Annotated in this window: 22 protein-coding genes and 1 pseudogene; 17 read left to right on the plus strand and 6 right to left on the minus strand. The window is 67.7% G+C overall.

All coding sequences use genetic code 11. The features are described from left to right. From IEX88_RS27240 to IEX88_RS04085, 5 genes and pseudogenes are all read left to right on the plus strand, one after another. Nucleotides 1-338: pseudogene (locus IEX88_RS27240) on the plus strand (integrase core domain-containing protein); the annotation flags it as partial. Nucleotides 339-856: 518 nt separating this feature from the next. Next, nucleotides 857-1,669 carry an ABC transporter ATP-binding protein gene (locus IEX88_RS04070; RefSeq protein ID WP_244639824.1) on the plus strand — a complete coding sequence of 271 codons (813 nt, stop codon included), beginning with the start codon at nt 857-859 and terminating at the stop codon, nt 1,667-1,669. A 44-nt stretch (nt 1,670-1,713) separates the two neighbouring features. Beyond that, nucleotides 1,714-2,493 (plus strand): transporter substrate-binding domain-containing protein, encoded by a 780-nt coding sequence (locus IEX88_RS04075; protein ID WP_188849317.1) that lies wholly within the window; start codon nt 1,714-1,716, stop codon nt 2,491-2,493. Between the two features lie 32 nt (nt 2,494-2,525). Continuing rightward, nucleotides 2,526-3,242, plus strand: a complete 717-nt coding sequence (locus tag IEX88_RS04080) for an ABC transporter permease (RefSeq protein WP_188849318.1) — start codon at nt 2,526-2,528, stop codon at nt 3,240-3,242. A 98-nt stretch (nt 3,243-3,340) separates the two neighbouring features. Continuing rightward, entirely contained in the window at nt 3,341-4,075 is a 735-nt protein-coding gene (locus IEX88_RS04085; protein ID WP_244639892.1) for an ABC transporter permease subunit, read from the plus strand. A gap of 380 nt (nt 4,076-4,455) precedes the next feature. On the opposite strand, the gene IEX88_RS04090 is transcribed toward IEX88_RS04085, so the two are convergent. Continuing rightward, nucleotides 4,456-5,628, minus strand: coding sequence for a pyridoxal phosphate-dependent aminotransferase (locus IEX88_RS04090; RefSeq protein WP_188849320.1), 1,173 nt, complete (start codon nt 5,626-5,628; stop codon nt 4,456-4,458). Nucleotides 5,629-5,788: 160 nt separating this feature from the next. Next, nucleotides 5,789-6,718, minus strand: coding sequence for a 2-hydroxyacid dehydrogenase (locus IEX88_RS04095; protein ID WP_188849321.1), 930 nt, complete (start codon nt 6,716-6,718; stop codon nt 5,789-5,791). A 304-nt stretch (nt 6,719-7,022) separates the two neighbouring features. Between IEX88_RS04095 and IEX88_RS04100 the strand changes: the two genes are divergently transcribed. Further along, nucleotides 7,023-8,642 carry a phytoene desaturase family protein gene (locus tag IEX88_RS04100; protein WP_188849322.1) on the plus strand — a complete coding sequence of 540 codons (1,620 nt, stop codon included), beginning with the start codon at nt 7,023-7,025 and terminating at the stop codon, nt 8,640-8,642. A gap of 90 nt (nt 8,643-8,732) precedes the next feature. After that, nucleotides 8,733-9,272 carry a formaldehyde-activating enzyme gene (locus IEX88_RS04105; RefSeq protein WP_188849323.1) on the plus strand — a complete coding sequence of 180 codons (540 nt, stop codon included), beginning with the start codon at nt 8,733-8,735 and terminating at the stop codon, nt 9,270-9,272. 137 nt (nt 9,273-9,409) lie between these two features. Here IEX88_RS04105 and IEX88_RS04110 read toward each other — a convergent pair whose 3' ends face one another. Then, on the minus strand, nt 9,410-10,429 hold the full coding sequence (locus IEX88_RS04110) for a TY-Chap domain-containing protein (RefSeq protein WP_244639825.1): 1,020 nt from the start codon (nt 10,427-10,429) through the stop codon (nt 9,410-9,412). A gap of 198 nt (nt 10,430-10,627) precedes the next feature. Then, nucleotides 10,628-11,035 carry an MAPEG family protein gene (locus IEX88_RS04115; RefSeq protein WP_244639826.1) on the minus strand — a complete coding sequence of 136 codons (408 nt, stop codon included), beginning with the start codon at nt 11,033-11,035 and terminating at the stop codon, nt 10,628-10,630. 147 nt (nt 11,036-11,182) lie between these two features. Here IEX88_RS04115 and IEX88_RS04120 point away from each other — a divergent pair, with 147 nt between their 5' ends. The 9 genes from IEX88_RS04120 to IEX88_RS04160 all read left to right on the plus strand — a co-directional run bounded on the left by IEX88_RS04120 (nt 11,183) and on the right by IEX88_RS04160 (nt 18,647). Then, nucleotides 11,183-11,761 (plus strand): NnrU family protein, encoded by a 579-nt coding sequence (locus IEX88_RS04120; protein WP_188849325.1) that lies wholly within the window; start codon nt 11,183-11,185, stop codon nt 11,759-11,761. Between the two features lie 135 nt (nt 11,762-11,896). Then, nucleotides 11,897-12,913 (plus strand): tetratricopeptide repeat protein, encoded by a 1,017-nt coding sequence (locus IEX88_RS26770; RefSeq protein ID WP_188849326.1) that lies wholly within the window; start codon nt 11,897-11,899, stop codon nt 12,911-12,913. Nucleotides 12,914-13,059: 146 nt separating this feature from the next. Further along, entirely contained in the window at nt 13,060-14,502 is a 1,443-nt protein-coding gene (gene der / locus IEX88_RS04130; RefSeq protein WP_188849327.1) for a ribosome biogenesis GTPase Der, read from the plus strand. A gap of 195 nt (nt 14,503-14,697) precedes the next feature. Then, nucleotides 14,698-15,864, plus strand: a complete 1,167-nt coding sequence (locus IEX88_RS04135; RefSeq protein ID WP_188849328.1) for a cell wall hydrolase — start codon at nt 14,698-14,700, stop codon at nt 15,862-15,864. Nucleotides 15,865-15,935: 71 nt separating this feature from the next. Further along, complete coding sequence (locus IEX88_RS04140; RefSeq protein WP_188849329.1) at nt 15,936-16,328, plus strand: AtpZ/AtpI family protein; 393 nt, start codon at nt 15,936-15,938, stop codon at nt 16,326-16,328. Between the two features lie 87 nt (nt 16,329-16,415). Then, complete coding sequence (locus tag IEX88_RS04145; RefSeq protein WP_188849330.1) at nt 16,416-17,165, plus strand: F0F1 ATP synthase subunit A; 750 nt, start codon at nt 16,416-16,418, stop codon at nt 17,163-17,165. 67 nt (nt 17,166-17,232) lie between these two features. Continuing rightward, nucleotides 17,233-17,460: a F0F1 ATP synthase subunit C gene (locus tag IEX88_RS04150; protein ID WP_188849331.1), complete on the plus strand. Its 228-nt coding sequence runs from the start codon at nt 17,233-17,235 to the stop codon at nt 17,458-17,460. Nucleotides 17,461-17,532: 72 nt separating this feature from the next. Further along, complete coding sequence (locus IEX88_RS04155) at nt 17,533-18,156, plus strand: F0F1 ATP synthase subunit B (protein WP_188849332.1); 624 nt, start codon at nt 17,533-17,535, stop codon at nt 18,154-18,156. An 11-nt stretch (nt 18,157-18,167) separates the two neighbouring features. Next, complete coding sequence (locus tag IEX88_RS04160) at nt 18,168-18,647, plus strand: F0F1 ATP synthase subunit B (RefSeq protein ID WP_188849333.1); 480 nt, start codon at nt 18,168-18,170, stop codon at nt 18,645-18,647. Between the two features lie 412 nt (nt 18,648-19,059). Here the strand turns inward: IEX88_RS04160 and rnhB are convergent, their stop codons facing one another. Both rnhB and IEX88_RS04170 read right to left on the minus strand, forming a co-directional pair. Continuing rightward, on the minus strand, nt 19,060-19,767 hold the full coding sequence (rnhB, locus tag IEX88_RS04165; RefSeq protein WP_188849334.1) for a ribonuclease HII: 708 nt from the start codon (nt 19,765-19,767) through the stop codon (nt 19,060-19,062). Between the two features lie 133 nt (nt 19,768-19,900). Then, the gene (locus tag IEX88_RS04170) at nt 19,901-21,058 is read right to left on the minus strand and encodes a PA0069 family radical SAM protein (protein ID WP_188849335.1); all 1,158 of its coding nucleotides are present in this window, start codon (nt 21,056-21,058) and stop codon (nt 19,901-19,903) included. 135 nt (nt 21,059-21,193) lie between these two features. Here IEX88_RS04170 and IEX88_RS04175 point away from each other — a divergent pair, with 135 nt between their 5' ends. Further along, nucleotides 21,194-21,727: a glycosyltransferase family protein gene (locus IEX88_RS04175; RefSeq protein ID WP_188849336.1), complete on the plus strand. Its 534-nt coding sequence runs from the start codon at nt 21,194-21,196 to the stop codon at nt 21,725-21,727. The last annotated feature ends 6 nt before the right edge of the window (nt 21,728-21,733 follow it).

The raw sequence follows: 21,733 nt of genomic DNA on the forward strand, positions 1-21,733 counted from the left end.
CGCTGTTTGAGCGGGCGTTCGCCGAACACGGGCTGCCCGAGGTGATCCGCTCCGACAATGGCACGCCCTTCGCCGCGGCCGGGCCGACCGGGCTGACGCAGCTCTAGGCCTGGTGGATCAAGCTCGGCATCCGGCACGAGCGGATCGATCCCGGCGTCCCGCAGCAGAACGGCCGGCACGAGCGTTTCCACCTGACGCTCCTGGAAGCCATGCGGCCGCCGGCGGCGGACCGGGCCGAGCAGCAGCAACGCTTTGACGCCTTCCAGGCCGACTACAACAGCGAGCGACCGCACCAGGCGCTCGGCCAGAAGCCACCGGCGAGCCTCTACCGGGCCTCGTTGCGNAGCGGGCGAGTGGCAGGTCCGCTTCTTCGACGTGCCGCTCGGCATCATCGACCAGACCCACCGAAAACTCCGCCGCCCCAGACAACTAAAACTCCCGACCGACGCAGACCGGGACCCTTCCAAAGCCGAAGAAGTGTAACCCATCCATCCGGGCAGTTCTGTTACTCATCAATCCGCTGGACAGGCAGCGGGATGAGGGGCGGCGAAGCCGGGCAGCGTCGACGGATGCTACGAGGCCTCGGACGGAGAGCGGCTTCGGCGCCCCCTCATCGGCCTGCCGGCCACTTCTCCCCGTTGGGGCGAAGATACCCGCGTCGCGGTCGCCCGGTCCCGGCCACTGCGATGAAGGCTATATCGACCATCAGATCGATACGACTTTTCGCCTTGCTGCCCTTCATTCCGATGAAATTGCCCGATTGCATCCGACCATGGCAAGTGCATAAATCAGGCATGGGCTAGATTTGGCTCACGATTGTGCAGTGCGATTAGCCGGCGGAGATTGGATGACGTCGATGTCTGCCATCAGTTCTCCCCCCGAGGCCGCTTCCGGCGCCGGTTCCGCCGCGCATCCTGTCCGCGTGACCGACCTCTACAAGAGCTTCGGCCAGCTCGACGTGCTGAAGGGCGTGTCCCTGACCGCGGCGCGCGGCGACGTGGTGGCGGTCATCGGCGGGTCGGGCTCCGGCAAGTCGACCCTGTTGCGCTGCATCAATCTCCTGGAGAACCCGACCCGCGGCGAGATCGCCATCGACGGGGAGCCGCTGCGGATGAAGAGCGACGGTCACGGCGGGCTGCTGCCGGCCGATCGGCGCCAGGTGCAGCGCATCCGCACGCGGCTCGGCATGGTGTTCCAGAGCTTCAACCTCTGGCAGCACCTGACCCTGATCCAGAACGTCGTCGAGGTGCCGATCCATGTCCTGAAGACGCCCCGGGATGAGGCCCGCGCCGTGGCCGAGGCGCTGCTGAAGCGGGTCGGCCTCTTCGACAAGCGCGACACCTATCCCGCCTTTCTCTCGGGCGGCCAGCAGCAGCGGGCGGCAATCGCCCGGGCGCTGGCGATCCAGCCGGAGGTGATGCTGTTCGACGAGCCGACCTCGGCCCTCGATCCCGAACTCGTCGGCGAGGTGCTGGCGGTGATTCGGGATCTTGCCGCCGAAGGGCGGACGATGATCCTCGTCACGCACGAGATGACGTTTGCGCGGGAAGTCGCCAGCCGCGTCGTCTTCCTGCACGCCGGCATGGTCGAGGAAGAGGGGCCGCCCGAAGACCTCTTCGGCAGCCCGAAATCAGAGCGCCTGCAGCGCTTCATCCGCTCCATCCACTGATCGCAACAAAAGGGCCCGCCGCGGCCCGCCTCGAAGGAAACGCCATGAGCTCTCTTCTGAAGTCGATCGGTCTCGCCGCGGTTCTCGCTGCCGCCGCCTTGGCTCCGGCGCTCGCCGATCCCGTCCGCGTCGGCATCGCCGCGGAGCCCTATCCGCCCTTCGCCTCGCCCGATTCCTCCGGAAAATGGACAGGCTGGGAAGTGGATCTCGCCATGGCCGTCTGCGCCGAGGCCAAGCTCGACTGCGTCATCACCCCGGTGGCCTGGGACGGCATCATCCCGGCGCTGACCTCGTCGAAGATCGACATGATCGCCGCCTCGATGTCGATCACCGCCGAGCGCGAGAAGACCATCGACTTCTCTGAAAAGTACTACAACACCCCGACGGCGGTGGCCGTGGCCAAGGATTCCGACATCGCCGCGACGCCCGCGGGTCTGGCCGGCAAAATCATCGGCGTGCAGGTGTCGACCGTCCACGAAGTCTACGTCCGCAAGCACTTCACTGACGCCGCCGAGGTAAAAGTCTACCAGACACAGGACGAGGCGAACCAGGATCTCGTCGCCGGTCGCATCGACGCCACGCAGGCCGATTCCATCGCGCTCGATGCCTTCGTCCAGTCCGCCGACGGCAAGGCCTGCTGCAAGCTCGCCGGCAATGTCGCGCCGGATGTCGAGGTGCTCGGTCCCGGCGTCGGCTTCGGCCTGCGCAAGGGCGAGACCGAGCTGAAGGACAAGCTGAACGCCGCAATCACGGCGATCCGCGCCAACGGCAAGTATGACGAGATCACCAAACCCTACTTCGCCTTCGACATGTACGGCGGCTGATCGAGCGGCGTCCGGGCGATAGGAGGGCAGGGATGTTCGGCGACCTGGCGCTGCTGTCGCCCTTTCCCCCCGGCTGGGGGGCGACGCTGCTCTGGGGGTTCTGGAATTCCCTCCAGGTGGCGGTCGGCGGCTTCGGCTTCGGCCTGCTGCTCGGCATCGGCGGCGCCTTCGGAAAACTCTATGGCGGGCCGGTCACCCGCGATCTCCTCGCCTGCTACACCACCATCATCCGCGCGGTGCCGGAACTGGTGCTGATCGTCCTGCTCTATTATGCCGGCGGCGACCTGCTCAACGCCGTGCTCGCCCTCGTCTCGCTCGGCCCGGTCGACATCTCCGGCCTCGTCGCCGGCATCTTCGTCATCGCCGTGGTGCAGGGCGCCTATTCGACCGAGGTGCTGCGCGGCGCGATAAGGGCGGTGCCGGAGGGCCAACTCGAGGCGGCACGCGCCTACGGCATGTCGCCCTTCCTGATGCTGCGGCGGATCACGCTGCCGGCCATGCTGCCGCACGCCATCCCCGGGCTGTCGAACCTCTGGCTGATCGCCACCAAGGATACGGCGCTTCTGGCCGTCGTCGGCTTCGCCGAATTGACGCTGGCGACGCGCCAGGCGGCCGGGACGACCAAGGCCTATTTCCTGTTCTTCACCGCCGCCGGCCTCCTCTATCTCGCCCTAACGCTCGGCTCGAACTTCTTGATCCGGCGGATCGAGAAACGCGCGCGGCGCGGGCTGACGCGGATGCCGGCATGAGCGACCTCCCGGCCATCGTCGCGCCGCCTGTCACTGCGCCGCTCGGGCCGAACCGGGTCGATGTCCGGGCCTTCCTGCAGCCACACCGCATCGTCCTGATGCTGTGTGGTGCCGGCATCGTGCTCGCGGCGGCGCTCGTCGGGCGATGGGACTGGCTGCCGCGCTATGGCGGCATGATCTTTGCCGGCGTCGGGCAGTCGCTGCTCCTCCTCCTCGCCACCGCCGTTCTCGGCTTCCTCATAGCCGTGCCGCTCGGCCTCGCGCAAGCCGCCGGCCCCTGGCCGCTGGCCGTCGCGGCCCGCAGTTTCTGCACGGTGATCCGCGGCACGCCGCTGCTCCTGCAGCTCTGGCTGCTCTATTACGGCCTGGGTTCCTTGTTTCCGCTGATCCCCGAGATCCGCGACTCCTTCCTCTGGCCGTATCTTCGTCAGGCCTGGCCCTATGCGGTGCTCGCGCTCAGCCTCTCCTTCGCCGGCTATGAGGGCGAGGTGATGCGCGGCGCGCTGGCCGGCGTGTCCCGCGGTGAGCTGGAGGCGGGGCGGGCCTTCGGCATGGGCCGCACGACGCTGCTGCGGCGGATCTGGCTGCCGCGCGCCATCCAGCGGGCGCTGCCGACGCTGGCCGGCGAGACGGTGCTGCAGCTGAAGTCGACGCCGCTGGTCGCGACCATCACGGTCGTCGACATCTATGCCGTGTTCTCCCGCATCCGGCAGGACACCTACATCACCTACGAGCCGCTGCTCCTGATGGCGCTGATCTACCTCCTCCTCACCGGCATTCTGGTCGGCCTGTTCCGGCTGCTCGAAAACCGCCTTCCCGGCAAAGGCGCCTGATGCCGATCTGGCTTCCAACGCCGTTTCCGACATGGTCGCGCTGCGGCACGCGCTGCACCGGCATCCCGAGATCGGCCTGTCTTCGAATGGCGCAAGTCTGACCAATCGAATGGCGCAAGCCTGGCCAGTCGGATGGCGCGAGCCTGAACAGTCGAATGGCGCAAGCCTGAACGGTCGTCATCCTCGGGGCCCTGGCCCAGGGGATCCATGCCGTCCCGTGTCCACCGCCGCTCCGGTTCCGGAAGAGGCCGGCCGCCTGCCGCCGAACCCATCATACACGCCTCGGCATGGATCCCCGCGCTGCGCGCGAGGATGACGAAGCTTTGCGGGCTGGCCGCACTTTCCTTTAAATTTGCCGGCCAAACCCTCGGCACAACGCCCTACAGGCTGCGGCAGAATCGGTCGATGCGGCGGCAGGCTTCGGCCAGGGTCGCCTCGCCGGCGGTGAAGGCGATGCGCAGGAACCCGTAAGCGGGGGCGCCGAAGGCGGTGGCGTCGAGGGTCGAAACGCCGGTCTCGCGAAACAGCCGCCAGGCAAAATCGTAGGGCGTGAGGCCCGTCGCCCGCACGTCGACCAGCACGAACATGCCGGCCTCCGGCGTCAGCACCGAAATGTTCGGCACGGCCGACAGCGCGGCGACGACGAGGTCGCGCCGCGCGCGGTAGCGCTCGCGCATGTCGGCGGTGACCTCGGCATAGCTCGAAATGGCGACCATCGCCGCCTCCTGCACGAAGCCGGGCATGCCGTAGAGCATGCACAGCGCCAGGCGCTCGATGTGGTGGACGAGTTCGGCATTGGCGACGACCCAGCCGACCCGCCAACCGGTCATCGCATGCGTCTTCGACAGGCTGCCGATCGTCACCGTTCGCTCGGCCATGCCCGGCAGCGAGGCGATCGACACATGCGGCACGTCGAAGGCGAGGGCGGCATAGACCTCGTCGACGATCACCGTCAGGTCGTGCTCGATGGCGATCGCGGCGATCGCCGCCAGTTCTTCGCGCCGCATCACCGCGCCGGTCGGATTGTTGGGCGTGGCGAAGATGATGGCGCGGGTGCGAGGGGTGACCGCGGCGCGGATGGCGGCGGGGTCGGGGTGGAACCCGCTCCCGGCGGGCATCGGGACGGGCACGATCCTGGCGCCCGCCACCTGCAGCGTCGCCTCGTAGGTAACATAGGCCGGCTCCAGCACGATCACCTCGTCGCCCTCGGCGAGCAGGCACAGCGAGGCGGAGAACAGCGCGTTCTGCGCGCCGGCCATCAGGATCACATGGCCGGGCGAAAGGTCCGGCTGGCCGAGCGAGGGGCCGACGAGGTCCGCCAGCGCCTGGCGCAGCGCCGGGCGGCCGGGCACGTCGGTATAGTGCGTGTCGCCGGCGCGCAGGGCCGCGACGGCGGCCTCCATCACCGGCTCGGGCGTGGCAAAGTCGGGGTCGCCGATGGTGAGGAGTATGACGTCCTCGCCGCGCCGCTGCGCTGCTGTGGCGGCCTCGTGGATCTTCCAGGCGGCGACGCCGGGGCCGTCGATCCGCTCGACGAGGGGGGAAAAGCGCATGGAAAATCCTGTCCGTCTGGTCTGCGTGGCCGTCTTGGAGCCGAGGTCCCCGGCAAAGGCAAGGCGTGATCCCGAACGATGGCTTCCCGCTTTCGGCGGGGGATCACCCGGAAACAGAGAGCGACAGCGGGGCGGCGACCGGAAGAAAAGTCATCCCGCTTCAGTAGCCGCGGCCGGGCTCGACGCGGTGCGGCAGGTCCTTTCCGGCGAAGGCGGCGCGCAGCACGCAGGCGGCGGCGCGGGCCTCTTCGTCGCGGCCCTGCACCGCCGCACCGTGCTGCGTGAGGGTGATCTTCGGATGCTGCCAGAAGCCGTGCCCGGCCGGGAGCGGCTCCGTGCGGGTGACGTCGAGCACGGCGCCGGCGACATGGCCGGACTCGAGGGCGGCCAGGAGGTCGGGCTCGACCAGATGGCCGCCGCGGCCGGCATTCACCAGCATCGCGCCGGCCGGCAGTTTCGCCAGCAGTTCGGCGTCGATCAGGTCCTGCGTTTCGGGCGTCAGCGGCAGCAGGCAGATTAGGATGTCGCAGCGCGGCAGAAAACCTTCAAGGCCCGCTTCGCCGTGGTACGTCTCGATGCCGGGAAGCGCTTTCGGGCTGCGGCTCCAGCCCGAAAGCGGGAAGCCGAAAGGCGCCAGCCGCTCGGCCGCTGCCGTGCCCAGAGCGCCGAGGCCCATGATGCCGACCCGGCGCTCGGCCGCCGGCAGCGACGGCATGTCGCCGCGCCATTCACCCGATGTCTGCCGGTGGTGCAGGCTCTGCCAGCCACGGTGGAGATGCAGCACCGACAACACCACGAATTCCGCCATCCGAGCCGCGATGCCGGGCTCGCGCATGCGCAGCAGCACGGCGTCCGGCGGCAGGCCCTCGACAAGGCCGTCGACGCCGGCGCCGCGCGACATCACGAAGCGCAGGCGCGGCATGTCGTGCAGCGCCGCCGGCGGAGGCGCCCAGACCACGGCGGCGTCGGCGCCGCCGACATCCCCGTCGAAACCGAGGAGATGCGCGCCGGGCATTTCCTGCGAAAAGACAGACTGCCAGAGCGGCAGCAGGTCATCCTCCACCTGGACGGCGATCAGAGGCCCGGTCATCGGCGGCGTGTCGAAGGGCGCGGCATGGCTCGGTTCTCGCGGAGAGGGCATTCACGGGGGTGAAATGAATTCTGCGGTTCGCCGGAGAGGATTGCAAGCACCCGCCGCGGCCGGGGTAGGGCCGGGGCGCCCAGGGCCGCTTCCGGATGAGAGGCTCAACGGCATCCCCGCACGGCCGCAGAGGCGGCAAGATAATCCGCTGCGGCCGCCGCTCGGCCGCTTGCATCTGCACCGTTGGAATGGCTTATTGATTTCACAGGTATGAAATTGCAACGACCTCCCATCATGTCGAGGAAAGCAGTCCATGTCGAAGGTCTACGACGCGATCATCATCGGGGCCGGCCATAACGGGCTCGTCTGCGCCAACTACCTCGCCCAGGCCGGGCTGAAGGTGCTGATCCTGGAGCGGCGCAAGGTGGTCGGCGGCGCGGCGGTGACCGAGGAGATCTGCCCCGGTTTCAAGGCCTCGACCTATTCCTACCTGATGAGCCTCCTGCACCCGCGCATCATCCGCGACTTCGACCTGAAGAGCCACGGGCTGGAAGTTCTGCCCTGCTCCGACATGATCTCGCCGATTGGCCAGGACGACTACATTCTCTTCTCCGACGACATGAAGAAGACGCAAGGCTCGTTCGGAAAGTTCTCGGCGAAGGACGCGGCGGCCTATCCCGAATTCGACAAGTACTTGATGGAATCGGCGGCGATCGTGCGGAAACTCTTGTGGGAGACGCCGGTCGACCCGTCCAAGGGCGACTGGAAGTCGTTCAAGGACAGCGCCCAGCTGCTGTGGAAATACCGCAAGGTCGGCAACAAGATGCACCGCATCGTCGATCTGATGACGATGAGCGCCTACGATTTTCTGAAGGAGTGGTTCGAGGACGACCGCATCATGGCGGTGCTGGCCTACTACGCCTCGATCGGCACCTTCGCCGGCCCGAAAACGCCAGGCTCGGCCTATGTCATCATGCACCACGTGATGGGCGAGCACGAAGGGGCAGGGGGCTGGGGCTTCATCAAGGGCGGCATGGGCATGATCACCCAGTCGCTCGCCTCGGCCGGGCGCAAGCTCGGCGTCGAGATCGTGCTGGATGCCGACATCAAGGAGATCCGCGTCAGCGGCAACCAGGTGACCTCGGTGATCACGGCGAAGGGCGACACTTATGCGGCGAAGACCGTCGCCTCCAATGCCAATGCCAAGATCGTCTACCAGCAGATGCTGGATCCGGCGCTGGTGCCAGGCGGGGTGAAGCGCGAGATCGACAACTACCGGACCTTCTCCACCGCCTTCAAGATGAACATCGCCTGCGAGCGGCCGCCGCAATATACGATCCTCGACAAGGTCAGGTCGGACGGCGCGCTCGGGAAATTCCCCTATCCGACCTACATGCACATCGCCCCGGACATCGACTATCTCGAGCGCGCCTACGATGACGCCAAGCATGGCGGCTTTTCCCGGCGCCCCTTCATCACCCCGGTGGTGCCGACCATCGTCGACGACACGCTGGCCCCTCCCGGCAAACACGTCGTCAACCTGTTCGGCGGCCATGCGCCCTACGAGTTGAAGGGCAAGAGCTGGGCGGACGAGAAGGAGGCGTTCAAGAAAGTCGTGCTCGACACTATCGACGAATGGGCGCCGGGCTTCAGCGCCGACATCATCCAGGCGAACCTCATCATCGCGCCGGACATCGAAAACGTCGTCAACATGCCGCAGGGCCATATTTTTCACGGCGAGCTGTCGGCCGACCAGCTGTTCTTCCAGCGGCCGGTCTCCGGCTATGCCGACTACCGCACGCCGATCAAGGGTCTCTACATCTGCGGCTCGTCCATGCATCCCGGTGGCGGCGTCTCCGGCATTCCCGGCGCCAATGCCGCGCGCGAGATCCTGAAAGATATGAAGCGCAGCCCGAAGAAGCGCATCGCCTGACGCTCCATTCCTCCTCCATCCTGCCGGCCGGTCCGGGGGGCGCCATGCGCTCCGGCCGGCATCCTTTTCCCGTAAACCGAAGGACCTGACATGACCGAGATCTGGATGCGCACCGGCGAGGCCACCGTGCTCGCCGCCGAAGGACAGTTCACCGACGCCATGCCCGAGGTGGCGATCGGCTCGGTCCGCGGCCCCGTCGGCACCGCCTTCGCCTCGATGATGGGCCAGACCGCCGGCCATACCCGCATGTTCGTGATTCGCGACATCAACCAGCTGGTGAAGCCGGCGACGATCATGACCACCAAGGCGACGATTCACGACCTTGCCTATGTCAACCTCCTCGGCGGCGTGGTGCAGGCCGCGACCGGCGACGCCATCGTCGACTGCCTGATCGAGGGCATCATCCCGCGCGACATCGCCGACGACCTCTGCATGATCATCATGATCTGGCTCGACCCGCGCTGCGCGACGGACGAGAACCTCGACAAGAAGGATCTCTATCGCTGCAACTATGAAGCGACGAAGATTGCCATCGGCCGCGCGATCAAGGGCGAGCCGACGATCGAGCAGCTGATCGAGAACCGCAAGAGCGTGAAGCACTACGCCCTGAGCGGCATCATCGACTACTGACCCGGACAGGTCGTCGCCCGGCGGAACGTTCGGCTCAAGCTGCGCCGCACCGTCTATGGCGCGAGCCGCGGCTGGTCCAGGACGCCACCGGCGGCTGGCCGGTGCGGCGGGGCGGCTCGGGACGAGCACGATGCCATCTACTGCTCCGTCGAGATCTCCAGCGCTTCGGCACCCGTATAGCCGTAGACGTCATGAAGCAGCGTGAGGATGATGGCGGCGAGGGCCCCGTCGTCGAATTCGTCGAACCGGTAGCGCCTGGCATAGTTCGGCGCGTAGCCGGGATCCTCGAAGCCGGCCTGGTGCAGGAGGGCGACCCGCTCGGGCGTCAGCAGTGCCGAGAGAGCCGGCCAGCTTTCGGCCGACTGGGCCTCGCAGTACAGCGCTTCCGGCGACTCCGGCATGCACTGGACATAGCCGATCCCGGCGCTGAAGACGGCGTAGACGCGTCTGGCGCTGTTGACACGGAGGCGCTGGATTTCCGCCGCGACCTCGGCGCCGTAGAGTGCGCTGAGTTCGCCTGCCGAACGCGCCTCCGGCGCCGGCGGCTCGGGCGTGAAAAAGCAGTCGTGCACGGCCGTGGCCCGCATCGATGGCGCGTCGCTGACCCGGCCGGCGAGGTTCTGCGAGTAGCCGTTGCGCGGCGGGCAGGGCGTATCGGCGATCCACTCGGTCTCTGTCTCGATCCTCGACAGATCGCCCCCGTAGGATCGGGCGATGACGGCCAGAAGATCGGCGGCGAGCACGGAGACCGGCGTCTCGGCCGCAAAGGTGCGGACATAGTTGCCAAAGCGGGGATCAACGACCCATCCGGAGGACGCCATCCGGCCGCGTCGTTCCTCCGTCAAAACGCGGGCGAGCGACGGCTGCATCGCCGGCCCCGCCGCTTCGCAACCGAATTTGCGATCGGCCAGGCGCCGGCACTGGACGTAGAAATTGCCGTCCCAGAGGGTCGCATAGCCGATCTGTCCCGGCCTGATGCGGCGGGTGATGTTCTCCAGCGCAGCCGCCACGCGCCCCACCAGCGCCGGCTCGTCGAAGCCATCCGAAAAGGGCGGCGCCTGCGCCCGGGCGGGCGCCACATCGACGGCCAGAAGGACGAGCAGCCAGAGCCACCGGCATAAGACGGGAAAGAAGGATGGCGTGGGCGAGAAATGCATGCATGCCTCCCCAAGATCGGGGCGACCTTGCGCGCGCCCCGTGTCAGCTGCGCTTTACCGGCATGTTCGCGTCAGAACATAACGTGAACATAGAAGTCGGAGGGTGTCAAGCGAGCTGCATTCGGCGCTGCCCAAAAGGCCCCGGTTGCCGAGCCTTCCGCTGAACGTTGCCGCGTCAGGAGGCAGGCGCGGCGCGGATCAGAACGTGTGCGCCAGTCCCGCCACGATCGCCCAGAGGCCGCCGACGACGAGGAGCACGGCCGAGGACAGGGCGCCGGCGGCCCGCTGCCAGCGCGGCGCATCGGCGGCGATGAAATGCATGGCGTGGAACAGCCGGCCGAGTGTGAGGACGAGGCCGAGGAGGTGGATCGCCCAGGCCGGCGCGCCGAGGAGGGCGAGTACCAGCAGCAGGATCAGCGCCACGGGCACGATCTCGATGGCGTTGGCATGGCCGCGCATCACCCGGATCAGTCTCGGATTGCCGCCGTCGCCCATGGCTACCCTCTCGCGCATCCGCGTCCGGCCGGTCTCGACCATCAGCCAGAACAGGATGAGGGCGTTCAGCCCGGCATAGAGAGACAGCGCCGCCACTGCAGAGGATGTCATCAACGCGTCCTTCGGTCCGGGCGAGGGATTTCGCCGCAGCCGAGAAAACCATGGACGGCCTGCGAAGGACAAGATTTGCCGGGAAAGCTGCGCTAGTCTGGCCCCGCGGCGACACCGCAAGCCGCCAACGACCAGCCGGAGGACCGCATGACGCTTCTGATCCTGGGATTGGTGCTTTTCCTCGGCCTGCATTCGGTGCGCATCGTCGCCAATGGCACGCGCTCCGCCCTCGTCGGACGGATGGGCGAGAACGCCTACAAGGGCGTCTACTCGCTGCTGTCGCTTCTCGGCCTGGTGCTGGTCGGCCGGGGCTATGGCGATGCCCTCGCCGGCGCCGGTACCCTCTGGCAGCCGCCGGCCGCGGCCGCGCATCTGGCACTGCTGCTCGTGCCCGCCGGCTTCGTCCTCGTGGTCGCCGCCTATGTGCCGACGGGGCGGATCAAGGCGATGGTCGGCCACCCCATGGTTCTGGGCGTCGCGCTCTGGGCGCTCGGTCACATCCTGGCCAATGGCGAGACCGCCAATGTCCTGCTTTTCGGCGCCTTCCTGGTCTGGGCGGCTCTGGACTACGCCGCCTCGCTGGCCCGTGACCGGCGTGACGGCGTCGTTCGCCGCAGCCTCGGCGGCAAGGGCGACATCCTGGCCGTCGCGATCGGTCTGGCCGCCGCGCTCGCCTTTCTGGGAGGGCTGCACCGCTGGCTGATCGGCGTCTCGCCCCTCGGCTGAGGCCGGTCCCGGATGCCGCATTCGGGCGCGGGGCCTTTCGCTTCCGGCAAAAATCGTTAGAAAGCGACCTCACAGCTGTTTTTGCGCCGGTGCCTGCCCTTGTGCGCCCGCTCGCACGCCAAGGTGACGCCCGGGATGAGTGACGAGAGTTTCTTTCGTGAAGTGAACGAAGAGATCCGCCAGGATCGCACGCGGCAGATCTGGGCGCGCTACGGCCGGGTCATCATCGCGCTGGCCGTTCTCGCCGTCATCGCCACCGGCGGCTACGTCGCCTGGCGCGAATATTCGATCAGCCAGGCCAACCAGTCCGGCGACCGCTTCATCGCCGCGCTCGATCTGGCCGCCACCGGCAAGCCCGACGAGGCGCTGGCCGCCCTGGGTGCCATGGTCGAGGAGGGGCATGGCGTCTATCGCGATCTCGCCCGCATGCGCGTCGCAGCGCTGCAGGATAAGCAGGGCGCCAAGGCCGACGCCATTGCCGGCTTCGACGCGGTGGCCGGCGACAGCAGCGTCCCGCGGCCGATCCGTGACATGGCGGCGATCCGTGCCGCCTATATCCTGGTCGATACCGGCAGCCTCGACGATGTCAGCCAGCGCGTCGTGCAGCTGTCGGGTGACGACCAGCCGCTGCGCCACCCCGCGCGCGAAGTGCTCGGCCTGGCGGCCTGGAAGGCCGGCGACGCCGAGGACGCCAAACGCTATTTCGGCCAGTTGCGCGACGACCAGAGCACGCCGAGCGGCATCGCCATCCGCGCCCGGCTGATGCTGGAACTGATCGAGGCGGGCAGCCGTCCGATCGCGGTCGATCCGGCCGCTCCTGCGCCGGCCACCGCCGCCCCGGCGGCGCCCACCGCGACGAGCGCGCCGGCCGCGTCTGCACCAGCTGCTCCCGCAGCGCCGGCCGCTCCCGCTGCGCCCGCAGAGACGACTGCGCCGGCTGAGACCATCGCGCCAGCCGCTCCCATCGCGCCGTCTGAGCCCGTTGCGCCGGAGGCGACGGCGCCCGCCGATCAAGCGCCCGAAGCCGCGGCTCCGGTCGCCGTGCCACCGGCGGCCGATGCCGCCGCGCCGCCGGCGAGCGACGCCGCGCCCGTAACGCCGGCTCCGGCCAGCCCGGCCGCTCCCGCCGGAACTGCCGCTCCCGCGAACTGAGCGCGCGCCCTTCCGCCTGTCGCCATGCCCCGCGTGAGAGGGGGCTGACGGTTTGCGCCTGAATTGCCGTATAGTGTCGGCGTAGAGCCTTCGGCGCCGGTCCGAGGGCCTTGTCTTTTCCAAGTCCGGACCGGATTTTCGTTTCCATGGTCACCATCGCCATCATCGGCCGCCCCAATGTCGGCAAGTCGACGCTGTTCAACCGGCTGGTCGGCAAGAAGCTCGCCCTTGTCGACGACCGCCCGGGCGTCACCCGCGATCGCCGCAACGGCGACGCGCGCCTCCTCGACATCGAATTCGAGATCATCGATACCGCCGGCCTCGAAGAGGCGGCGGCCGACAGTCTGGAAGGCCGCATGCGCCAACAGACCGAGACGGCGATCGACGAGGCCGACCTGTCGCTGTTCATGGTCGACGCCAAGTCCGGCCTGACGCCGCAGGACAGTTTTTTCTGCGAGGTTCTCCGCCGCAAGAACAAGCCGGTGGTGCTCGTCTCCAACAAGGCCGAGGCGAAGAACTCCTCGGCCGGCTTCTACGATGCCTACACGCTCGGCCTCGGCGAGCCCGTGCCGATCTCGGCCGAGCACGGCGAGGGCATGGGGGACCTCCGCGACGCCATCGTCGCCGCCCTCGGCGAGGCGGCCTTCGCCGATCCGGTGGAAGCAGAGGAAGACGTCTTCGCCCGCGATCCGGACGTGACCATTCTGGCGCCGGGCGAAGGGGACGACGAGGAAGAGGAGCCGATCGAGCTCTACGACGCCACCAAGCCGCTGCGCATCGCCATCGTTGGCCGCCCGAACGCCGGGAAGTCGACCCTCATCAACCGTTTTCTCGGCGAGGAGCGGCTCCTGACCGGGCCCGAGGCCGGCATCACCCGCGATTCCATCTCGGTCGAATGGGAGTGGCGCGGCCGCCGCATCAAGATGTTCGACACCGCCGGCATGCGCCGCAAGGCCAAGGTTCAGGAAAAGCTCGAGCGTCTCTCGGTCGCCGATGCGCTGCGCGCCATCCGGTTTGCCGAAGTGGTGGTGGTGGTCTTCGATTCCACCATCCCCTTCGAGCGCCAGGACCTGACGCTCGCCGACCTCATCATGCGCGAGGGCCGGGCGCCGGTCATCGCCTTCAACAAGTGGGACCTGATCGAGGACCGGCAGGAAGTGCTGGCCGATCTGCGCGAGAAGACCGAGCGTCTGCTGCCGCAGGCCCGCGGCATCCGCGCCGTGCCGGTGTCCGGCGAGACCGGCGACGGCCTGGACCGGCTGATGCAGGCGATCACCGAGACGCACGAGACCTGGAACAAGCGCATCTCGACCGCCAAGCTGAACCAGTGGCTGGCCAAGGTCACCGGCCATCACCCGCCGCCGGCCGTCGCCGGTCGCCGCGTCAACATCAAGTACATGACGCAGGTGAAGAGCCGGCCGCCGACCTTCGTCCTGTCCGTGTCGCGCCCCGAGGCGCTCGGCGCCTCCTACACGCGCTACCTCACCAACGGCCTGCGCGAGGCGTTCAAGCTCGGCGGCGTGCCGATCCGGCTGAACCTGCGCAAGACCGACAATCCCTTTGCCGGACGGGCGAAGAAGTACACCTGAGGCCGGCGCCGGCGGGGCGGGGACTTCGGCCCGTCCCGGCCGCCCCAAGCTCTCGCCGGAATTTCTGAACGAATTCAAGGGTCGTTAACCAAGAAACAAGGTTAATGATCGATGATCCTCCTCATTGGATGAATGAGGCGGGTAGAGAGTATGACCGAGAGGACGAGACGCGGCGCCGCTGGGCCCCCCTCACGCATGTCGCGTCGGCTCCGGCATCTGTCGCTGACTCTCTTGGCCGGCCTCTGCCTTCTGCCCGCTCTGTCGAGCGAAGTGGCGCTCCAGGACATGACCAGCCTGCTCGAGGGCGGCAAGGCGCAGGCGCGCTGGCAGGCCTTCTTCATTCCCTCTCCCGCCGGGTCGATCGAGAAGGCCGAACTGGCCTTTGTCGAGCCGTCCGCCCGGTCCAGGCTACCGCGCGGCGCCGGCCTGCACGGCGCCGACGGCACCATCTACACCATGGACAACGGCCGTCCGGTCAGCGACAGCCCCGACGAAGCCCGCGTGACGCGCAGCCAGAAAAGCGGGCGGGTCATCGCCGTGACGCCGCAGGCACCGCCGAAGGCTTTCAGCGCCGGCTCGATCCTGGAACGCCAGAGCCTGCTCAGGCCCGGCGCCAATATCGGCGGCGCCGACGTCCGCTCGGCCTTCGCCCGCCCGGCCGCGCCGGAAAAGGCGATCGAGGTGGCGATGAATTTCGCGCCGAAGCGGCCCGACCACGTGCCGGACGCCGAGGCGACGGTGATGCTGGCCTCGCTCGATGCCGACGCCGCCGTCGGCGCGTCTGCCGCCGGCGCGACCGCCCTCGGCTATGCGCCCGCCGAATCCGGCCTCGAAAGCCGTGCCGCGACGCTCTTCGGCAAGATCCTGAAGGCGGTGCCGAAAAGCTTCATCCCGCCGCTCGGCGAGAAGGATCACGGTTGGGCGGCGACGCCGCTGCCGATCTCGGCCTACACCGCCAAGGAACAGACGTGCCTGGCCACCGGCATCTATTTCGAGGCGCGGGGCGAGCCCGAGCTCGGCCAGGCCGCAGTGGCCCAGGTCATCCTCAACCGCGTGCGCGCGCCCTCTTATCCCAAATCCATCTGCGGCGTCGTCTACCAGAACAAGAACTGGCGCAACCGTTGCCAATTCTCCTTCGCCTGCGACGGCCAGAAGGACAAGATCACCAACAAGCGCTCCTATTCCACGGCCAAGCGCATCGCCGGCGAAGTGACGCGCGGCGACACCTGGATCGCGGAAGTCGGCTCGGCCACGCACTACCATGCGACCTATGTCGCGCCGCGTTGGGCGAATGCGATGAGCAAGGTCGACAAGATCGGCCGTCACATCTTCTACCGCACCTTCGGCGGTGGCTGGAACTAACGCGCTGTGCATGCCTCCTTGCCTCGATCCCCCGCATCGGGTCTTGATGCGGCCAATCGGGAGAAGTGGGCATGACGGACAGAGATCGGGACGACGCGGACGCGGCCAAGGCCGACGTCTCGCCCGAGGAATGGCGGCGACGGCGCGAGGCGCTCGCGGAGAAACTCGCCCAGCGTGAACGGTCCACTCCCGCCGCGTCGGCGGGCGGGCGCAACGGCCTCACCGGGGCGGCCGACGGCATGAAGCTGGCCAGCGAATTTGTCGCAGGCATCCTGGCCGGCGCCGGAATCGGCTATCTCTTCGACCGCATCCTCGGCACCAGCCCCTTCGGCCTCGTGGTTTTCCTGATCCTCGGCTTCGTCGCCGGCGTCCTCAACGTCCTGCGCTCCGTGGGCAAGACCAGCACTCCGGTCGTCCCTGCGCCGAAAGATGCCATAAAGGGCGAGAATCCGCCGGAAGAATGAGCGAACAGCTGTTGCGATCCTGATTTCCAGCCGCTATGGCAAGGCGGCCCCTCCAAAAGGGCAGGCTATGTTGAAGGGCTTCAGAGTTTGGCGAACGATCCGCTGCACCAATTCGTAATCCAGCCGCTGGTACCGATCGAGGTTGCCGGCCTGCATTTCGATTTCACCAATTCGGCGCTGTTCATGCTGCTGACGGTCGCGGTCGCCTCGGCCTTCCTGTACTGGACCACCAGCGCCAAGAGCCTGGTGCCGGGACGGCTGCAGTCGGTCTCGGAAATGTCCTACGAGTTCATCGCCAACATGTTGCGCGATTCGGCCGGTACCAGCGGCATGCGCTTCTTTCCGCTGGTGTTCTCGCTGTTCATGTTCGTGCTGGTGGCCAATCTCCTCGGCATGTTCCCCTATTTCTTCACGGTGACGAGCCACATCATCGTCACCTTCGCGCTGGCCATCATCGTCATCGCGACCGTGGTGATCTACGGCATCTCCAAGCATGGCCTTTCCTGGTTCAAGCTGTTCGTGCCCTCGGGCGTGCCGATGGTGATCCTGCCCTTCGTCGTCTTGATCGAGGTGATCTCGTTCCTGTCGCGGCCGATCTCGCTCTCCGTTCGTCTCTTCGCCAACATGCTGGCCGGCCACATCACCCTGAAGGTGTTCGCGGGCTTCATCGTGTCCTTGAGCGCGCTCGGCGCCGTCGGCATCGGCGGTGCGATCCTGCCGCTGTTCATGACCGTCGCCCTGACCGGGCTTGAATTCCTGGTCGCCTTCCTGCAGGCCTACGTCTTCGCGGTCTTGACCTGCATGTACCTCAACGATGCGGTCCATCCTCATCATTGAATCCCCGACGTCGCTTCCCCCAGGGGTCGCGATCTCCCCACCGCACGTTCCACCAAAGGAGATTACCATGGACGCGGAAGCTGCAAAGTACATTGGTGCCGGCCTCGCTTGCTTCGGCATGGCCGGAACGGCCCTCGGCCTCGGCAACATGTTCGCCGCCTACCTCTCGGGCGCGCTGCGCAACCCGTCGGCCGCCGACGGCCAGTTCGGTCGCCTGATCTTCGGCTTCGCCGTGACGGAAGCGCTCGGCATCTTCTCGCTGCTGGTCGCGCTGCTGCTCCTCTTCGCGGTCTAAGACCCGCGACGACGATCCTGTCGCCGGTCGCCCTCGCCCGAGGGCGGCCGGTTCCTTCTGCCGGAGAGAACGATGTTCGTCACTGAAGCCCATGCCCAGACCGAGACCCCGGCAACGGACGTGGCGCCGGTTGCGGGCGAGACTGTCCCGGTTCACGGCGACGCCGCTCACGGCACGGCCGTCGGCGTTCCCGGCGAAGCCCATACCGGCGTCTTCCCGCCGATGGATACCCAATTTTTCCCCTCGCAGCTGCTCTGGCTCGCGATCACTTTCGGCCTCTTCTACTGGGTGCTGCAGAAGGCCATCCTGCCGCGTATCGGCGGGATCCTCGAGAACCGCCGCGATCGCATCGCGCTCGATCTCGATGCCGCCGAGCGGATGAAGCACGACGCCGACGAGGCGCTGGCCGCCTACGAGCAGGACCTGGCCGCGGCACGCGCGCGCTCGCACCAGATCGCCACCGAAGCCCGCGACGCCGCCAAGGCCGATGCCGACGCCGAGCGGGCCGAGGTCGAAGCCGGTCTCGACCGCCAGCTCGAGACGGCACAGGCGCGCATTGCCGAGATCAAGCAGGCGGCCCTGGCCGATGTCGGGCAGATCGCCGAAGCCGCGACCGCGGAGATGCTGTCGGCCATCGCCGGCCTCGACCTGCCGCGTGAGGACATCGCCGGTGCCGTTCGCGCCGTGCGCAGCTGAGGACGACCGTCATGGACAACACGTTCTGGGCCCTGATCGGCCTCATCATCTTCTTCGCCATCGTCGCTTATTTCAAAGTGCCTGGCATGATCAACAAGGCGCTGGACGCCCGCAGCGCGCGGATCCGGCGTGAACTCGACGAGGCGCGCGCGCTGAAGGAAGAGGCCAAGCAGCAGCTCGCCGAGTATCAGCGCCGCCGCCGCGAGGCCGAGGTCGAAGCCAAGGACATCGTCGCCGGCGCCGAGCGCGAAGCTGCCGCGCTTCTGCAGGACGCCAAGGCCAAGAGCGAGGAATACGTCGCCCGCCGGACCGCCATGGCCGAGCAGAAGATCGCGCAGGCCGAGAACGACGCCATCGCCGCCGTCCGCTCCTCCGCCGTCGACATCGCCGTCGCCGCGGCCGCCAAGATCCTCGGCGAGCGCAATGCGAGCGACGGCAATGCCGGTCTCATCGACCAGTCCATCGGCGAAGTGCGCAGCCGCCTGAACTGACCGATCCATCACCGAGACAATGAAAGCGCCGCCCGGAAACGAGGCGGCGCTTTCGTTTGGGCTTTAAGACCCAGCAGATGCACCGGAACCTGTCAGTGGAAGAACGCTGCGGATCGCTCGTGAGCCGCGTGCACCGCTATCGCCATTCCAGCAGTACCGAACTGACGCTGGTACGGGCGATCATTCCGCCGAGCCATTGAGGACGCGCGTTCTTCTCCCCTCCGGGGAGAAGTGGCCGGCAGGCCGAAGAGGGGAGCCGCGCAGCGGCGCGTGGTCGCTCCTGTCGGAGCCCCCCTCATCCCGCTGCCGCGACCTTCTCCCCGGAGGGGAGAAGAAGCAGCGTCGAAGCCCCACCTTTCCTTTGATCACTCCGCCGCCACCCGGTGCGCCGCCGGCGCCAAGGACCGTGTTCTCAGACGAGCAGCAGCTCGCCCTGTCGCATCGGGCTGAAACTCAGGCGGTGGTGGGGGCAGGGGCCGTGCAGCGTGATCGCGGCCAGATGCTGGCGCGTGGCATAGCCCATGTGTTGGCCGAAACCGTAATGCGGATGGACCTGGCAGAGCCGCGTCATCATCCGGTCGCGCGTCACCTTGGCGATGATCGAGGCGGCGGCGATCGACAGCGAGCGCGCGTCGCCCTGGACCACGGCGGTCGCCCGGTCGCGCAGGAGCGGCGGGACGTCGTTGCCGTCGATCAGGAGGTGGCAGGGGGTCTGCGCGAGGCCATGCGCGGCGCGGCGCATGGCCAGCAGCGTCGCCTGGCGGATGTTGATGCGGTCGATCTCGGCGGCGCTGGCGGAGGCGACGGAGACCGTCGCCAGAGCGAGGATTTCCACAAACAACCGCTCGCGGTCTGCCGCCGTCAGCTTCTTGGAATCGTTCAGGCCATCGGGAAGGCGCGCGGGATCGAGGATCACCGCCGCGGCCACCACCGGCCCCGCCAGCGGTCCGCGACCCGCCTCGTCGATGCCGGCGACCAGCAGCGCGCCACGCTCGAACCGCGCGGCTTCGATGCCGAAATCCGGCACCGACACGCTGGCGATCGAGACGGACGCGCCGTCGGCGAAAGGGGAGGGAGAATCGGAGGAATGACGAGCCATGGTGCGGCCAGACTCGCGCATTCTCCGATTCTCCACAAGGCACCGAATCACTCCGGGGGGAGAGTGACCGACACCACACCGGTCTGCGGAGCAAAACCGGCGATAGGAAGGCAGTCATAACAAGGCGTCACGCCGTCGCTTTCGCCAGCGGGGACTAAAGCAGCGAGAGCTGCACCCCGTCCTGCCGCGGCGGCGTGAACAGATCGGTGCGCAGAACGGCGCGTTCGGCGTTGAGGCCGAGCCGCCGCGCCGCCAGCTCGAAGCGCTTGCGGATCTGAAAGGCGTAGGGGCCCGTGCCGCGCATGCGCTTTCCCCATTCCGCGTCGTAGTCCTTGCCGTCACGCATCGAACGCAAGAGCGACAGGACGTGGCGGTAGCGGCCGGGATAATGCCGGAGCAGCCATTCCTTGAAGATCGGGCTCACCTCCAGCGGCAGCCGCAGCAGCACCCAGCCCGCCTCGCGCGCGCCCGCCGCATGGGCGGCATCGAGCAGCCGCTCGATCTCGTGGTCTGTGAGGCCGGGAATGATCGGCGCCGTCATCACCATGGTCGGGATGCCGGCCTCCGAGAGCGCCTTCACCGCCTCGAGCCGCTTGGCGGGCGTCGCCGCCCGCGGCTCCATCGCCCGCGCCAGCGTGCGGTCGAGCGTCGTCACCGACAGCGCCACCTTGGCGAGGCCCTTGGCCGCCATGCGCGCGAGAATGTCGATGTCGCGGGTGACCAGCGCCGACTTGGTGACGATGCCGACCGGGTGGTTCGCCGCCTCCAGCACTTCCAGCACTTCGCGCATGATCCGCCAGCTCTTCTCGATCGGCTGATAGGGATCGGTGTTCGTGCCGATGGCGATCGATTTCGGCACATAGCCGGGCTTCGACAGCTCGCGTTCCAGGAGTTCCGCGGCGTTCGGCTTGGCGAAGAGTTTTGTCTCAAAATCGAGGCCGGGCGACATGCCCATATAGGCATGGCTCGGCCGCGCGAAGCAGTAGACGCAGCCGTGCTCGCAGCCGCGATAGGGATTGACCGAGCGGTCGAAGGAGATGTCCGGCGAGGCGTTGCGCGAGATGATCGTCTTCGGCTTCTCGACCTGGACGTCGGTCTTGAACGCCGGCAGTTCGTCGAGCGAGTTCCAGCCGTCGTCATAGGCACTGCGCGCGAATGGCTCGAACCGACCCGTCGGGTTGACGCCCGAGCCGCGACCCCGCCGCCGCTCGAAACCGATGCGCAGGCCGGATTCGGCGATGACGTGCTGGGCGATGTCGATGCCGTTGGGGCCGGAAAACGCGGCCCGGTCGGCGATGCTGACGTCCTGCATGCTGGTGTCCTTCCGATCTCGTCCGACCCGTGTATGAACGAAAACCTAATGTCGTGATGAGAACATTACAAGAACAAACATGGCGGAACTTTGGTCGCACTGGCGGGCGCCGGTTGCATCGGCTAGAGCCAGACCATGGTGTCGGTAATCATCGAAGCTGGGGAAGACCCGCATGCCCTGGCTGCCAGCCTGTCGACGCTGGTCTCCGGCGCCGTCGAGGGCATGGTGCGCGAGGTCGTGGTCATCGACCGCGGGCTGGACGCCGCCACCCGCAAGGTCGCCGATCATGCCGGCTGCCGGATCGCGGCGGGCGAGAGCCTTGCTGCCATCATCGGTCTGTCGCGCGGCAACTGGCTGCTGCTCCTGGAGGCAGGCGCGCGGCTGTCGATCGACTGGACGGAAGCGGTAGCGACCCATATCGGCGATGTCGAGGGCCGGGCGCTGACGCCGCGGGCGGCCCGCTTCTCGCGCGCCAAGCGCGATCAGCCGGGGTTCTTCGCCCGCTTCACCGGAAGGCGCACGGCGCTGGTGGAGGGTCTCCTGGTGCCGAAGCCGCAGGCCATCGGGCTGGCGAAGGGCGCCGGCACGCTGGAGGAGATGGCCAAGGGCCTCGCGACGACGCGCCTGGCCGCGACCGTCCGGCCGCGGCTTCCCGCTTCGCGCGGCTAAACCGGC

It is taken from the genome of Aureimonas glaciei (assembly GCF_014643375.1).
Taxonomy (GTDB): Bacteria; Pseudomonadota; Alphaproteobacteria; order Rhizobiales; family Rhizobiaceae; genus Plantimonas; species Plantimonas glaciei.

Bases quoted from the DNA above. Each gene is read 5' to 3' on its own strand.
- IEX88_RS04120 (WP_188849325.1), top strand. From the start codon at position 11,183: ATGACGCTTCTGATCCTGGGATTGGTGCTTTTCCTCGGCCTGCATTCG.
- IEX88_RS04135 (WP_188849328.1), top strand. From the start codon at position 14,698: ATGTCGCGTCGGCTCCGGCATCTGTCGCTGACTCTCTTGGCCGGCCTC.
- IEX88_RS04110 (WP_244639825.1), bottom strand. From the start codon at position 10,429: ATGCATTTCTCGCCCACGCCATCCTTCTTTCCCGTCTTATGCCGGTGG.
- IEX88_RS04160 (WP_188849333.1), top strand. From the start codon at position 18,168: ATGGACAACACGTTCTGGGCCCTGATCGGCCTCATCATCTTCTTCGCC.
- rnhB (WP_188849334.1), bottom strand. From the start codon at position 19,767: ATGCGCGAGTCTGGCCGCACCATGGCTCGTCATTCCTCCGATTCTCCC.
- IEX88_RS04090 (WP_188849320.1), bottom strand. From the start codon at position 5,628: ATGCGCTTTTCCCCCCTCGTCGAGCGGATCGACGGCCCCGGCGTCGCC.
- IEX88_RS04070 (WP_244639824.1), top strand. From the start codon at position 857: ATGTCTGCCATCAGTTCTCCCCCCGAGGCCGCTTCCGGCGCCGGTTCC.
- IEX88_RS04115 (WP_244639826.1), bottom strand. From the start codon at position 11,035: ATGACATCCTCTGCAGTGGCGGCGCTGTCTCTCTATGCCGGGCTGAAC.
- IEX88_RS04105 (WP_188849323.1), top strand. From the start codon at position 8,733: ATGACCGAGATCTGGATGCGCACCGGCGAGGCCACCGTGCTCGCCGCC.
- IEX88_RS04095 (WP_188849321.1), bottom strand. From the start codon at position 6,718: ATGACCGGGCCTCTGATCGCCGTCCAGGTGGAGGATGACCTGCTGCCG.
- IEX88_RS04080 (WP_188849318.1), top strand. From the start codon at position 2,526: ATGTTCGGCGACCTGGCGCTGCTGTCGCCCTTTCCCCCCGGCTGGGGG.
- IEX88_RS04100 (WP_188849322.1), top strand. From the start codon at position 7,023: ATGTCGAAGGTCTACGACGCGATCATCATCGGGGCCGGCCATAACGGG.
- IEX88_RS04175 (WP_188849336.1), top strand. From the start codon at position 21,194: ATGGTGTCGGTAATCATCGAAGCTGGGGAAGACCCGCATGCCCTGGCT.
- IEX88_RS04140 (WP_188849329.1), top strand. From the start codon at position 15,936: ATGACGGACAGAGATCGGGACGACGCGGACGCGGCCAAGGCCGACGTC.
- IEX88_RS04150 (WP_188849331.1), top strand. From the start codon at position 17,233: ATGGACGCGGAAGCTGCAAAGTACATTGGTGCCGGCCTCGCTTGCTTC.
- der (WP_188849327.1), top strand. From the start codon at position 13,060: ATGGTCACCATCGCCATCATCGGCCGCCCCAATGTCGGCAAGTCGACG.
- IEX88_RS04155 (WP_188849332.1), top strand. From the start codon at position 17,533: ATGTTCGTCACTGAAGCCCATGCCCAGACCGAGACCCCGGCAACGGAC.
- IEX88_RS04170 (WP_188849335.1), bottom strand. From the start codon at position 21,058: ATGCAGGACGTCAGCATCGCCGACCGGGCCGCGTTTTCCGGCCCCAAC.
- IEX88_RS04075 (WP_188849317.1), top strand. From the start codon at position 1,714: ATGAGCTCTCTTCTGAAGTCGATCGGTCTCGCCGCGGTTCTCGCTGCC.
- IEX88_RS04085 (WP_244639892.1), top strand. From the start codon at position 3,341: ATGCTGTGTGGTGCCGGCATCGTGCTCGCGGCGGCGCTCGTCGGGCGA.
- IEX88_RS26770 (WP_188849326.1), top strand. From the start codon at position 11,897: ATGAGTGACGAGAGTTTCTTTCGTGAAGTGAACGAAGAGATCCGCCAG.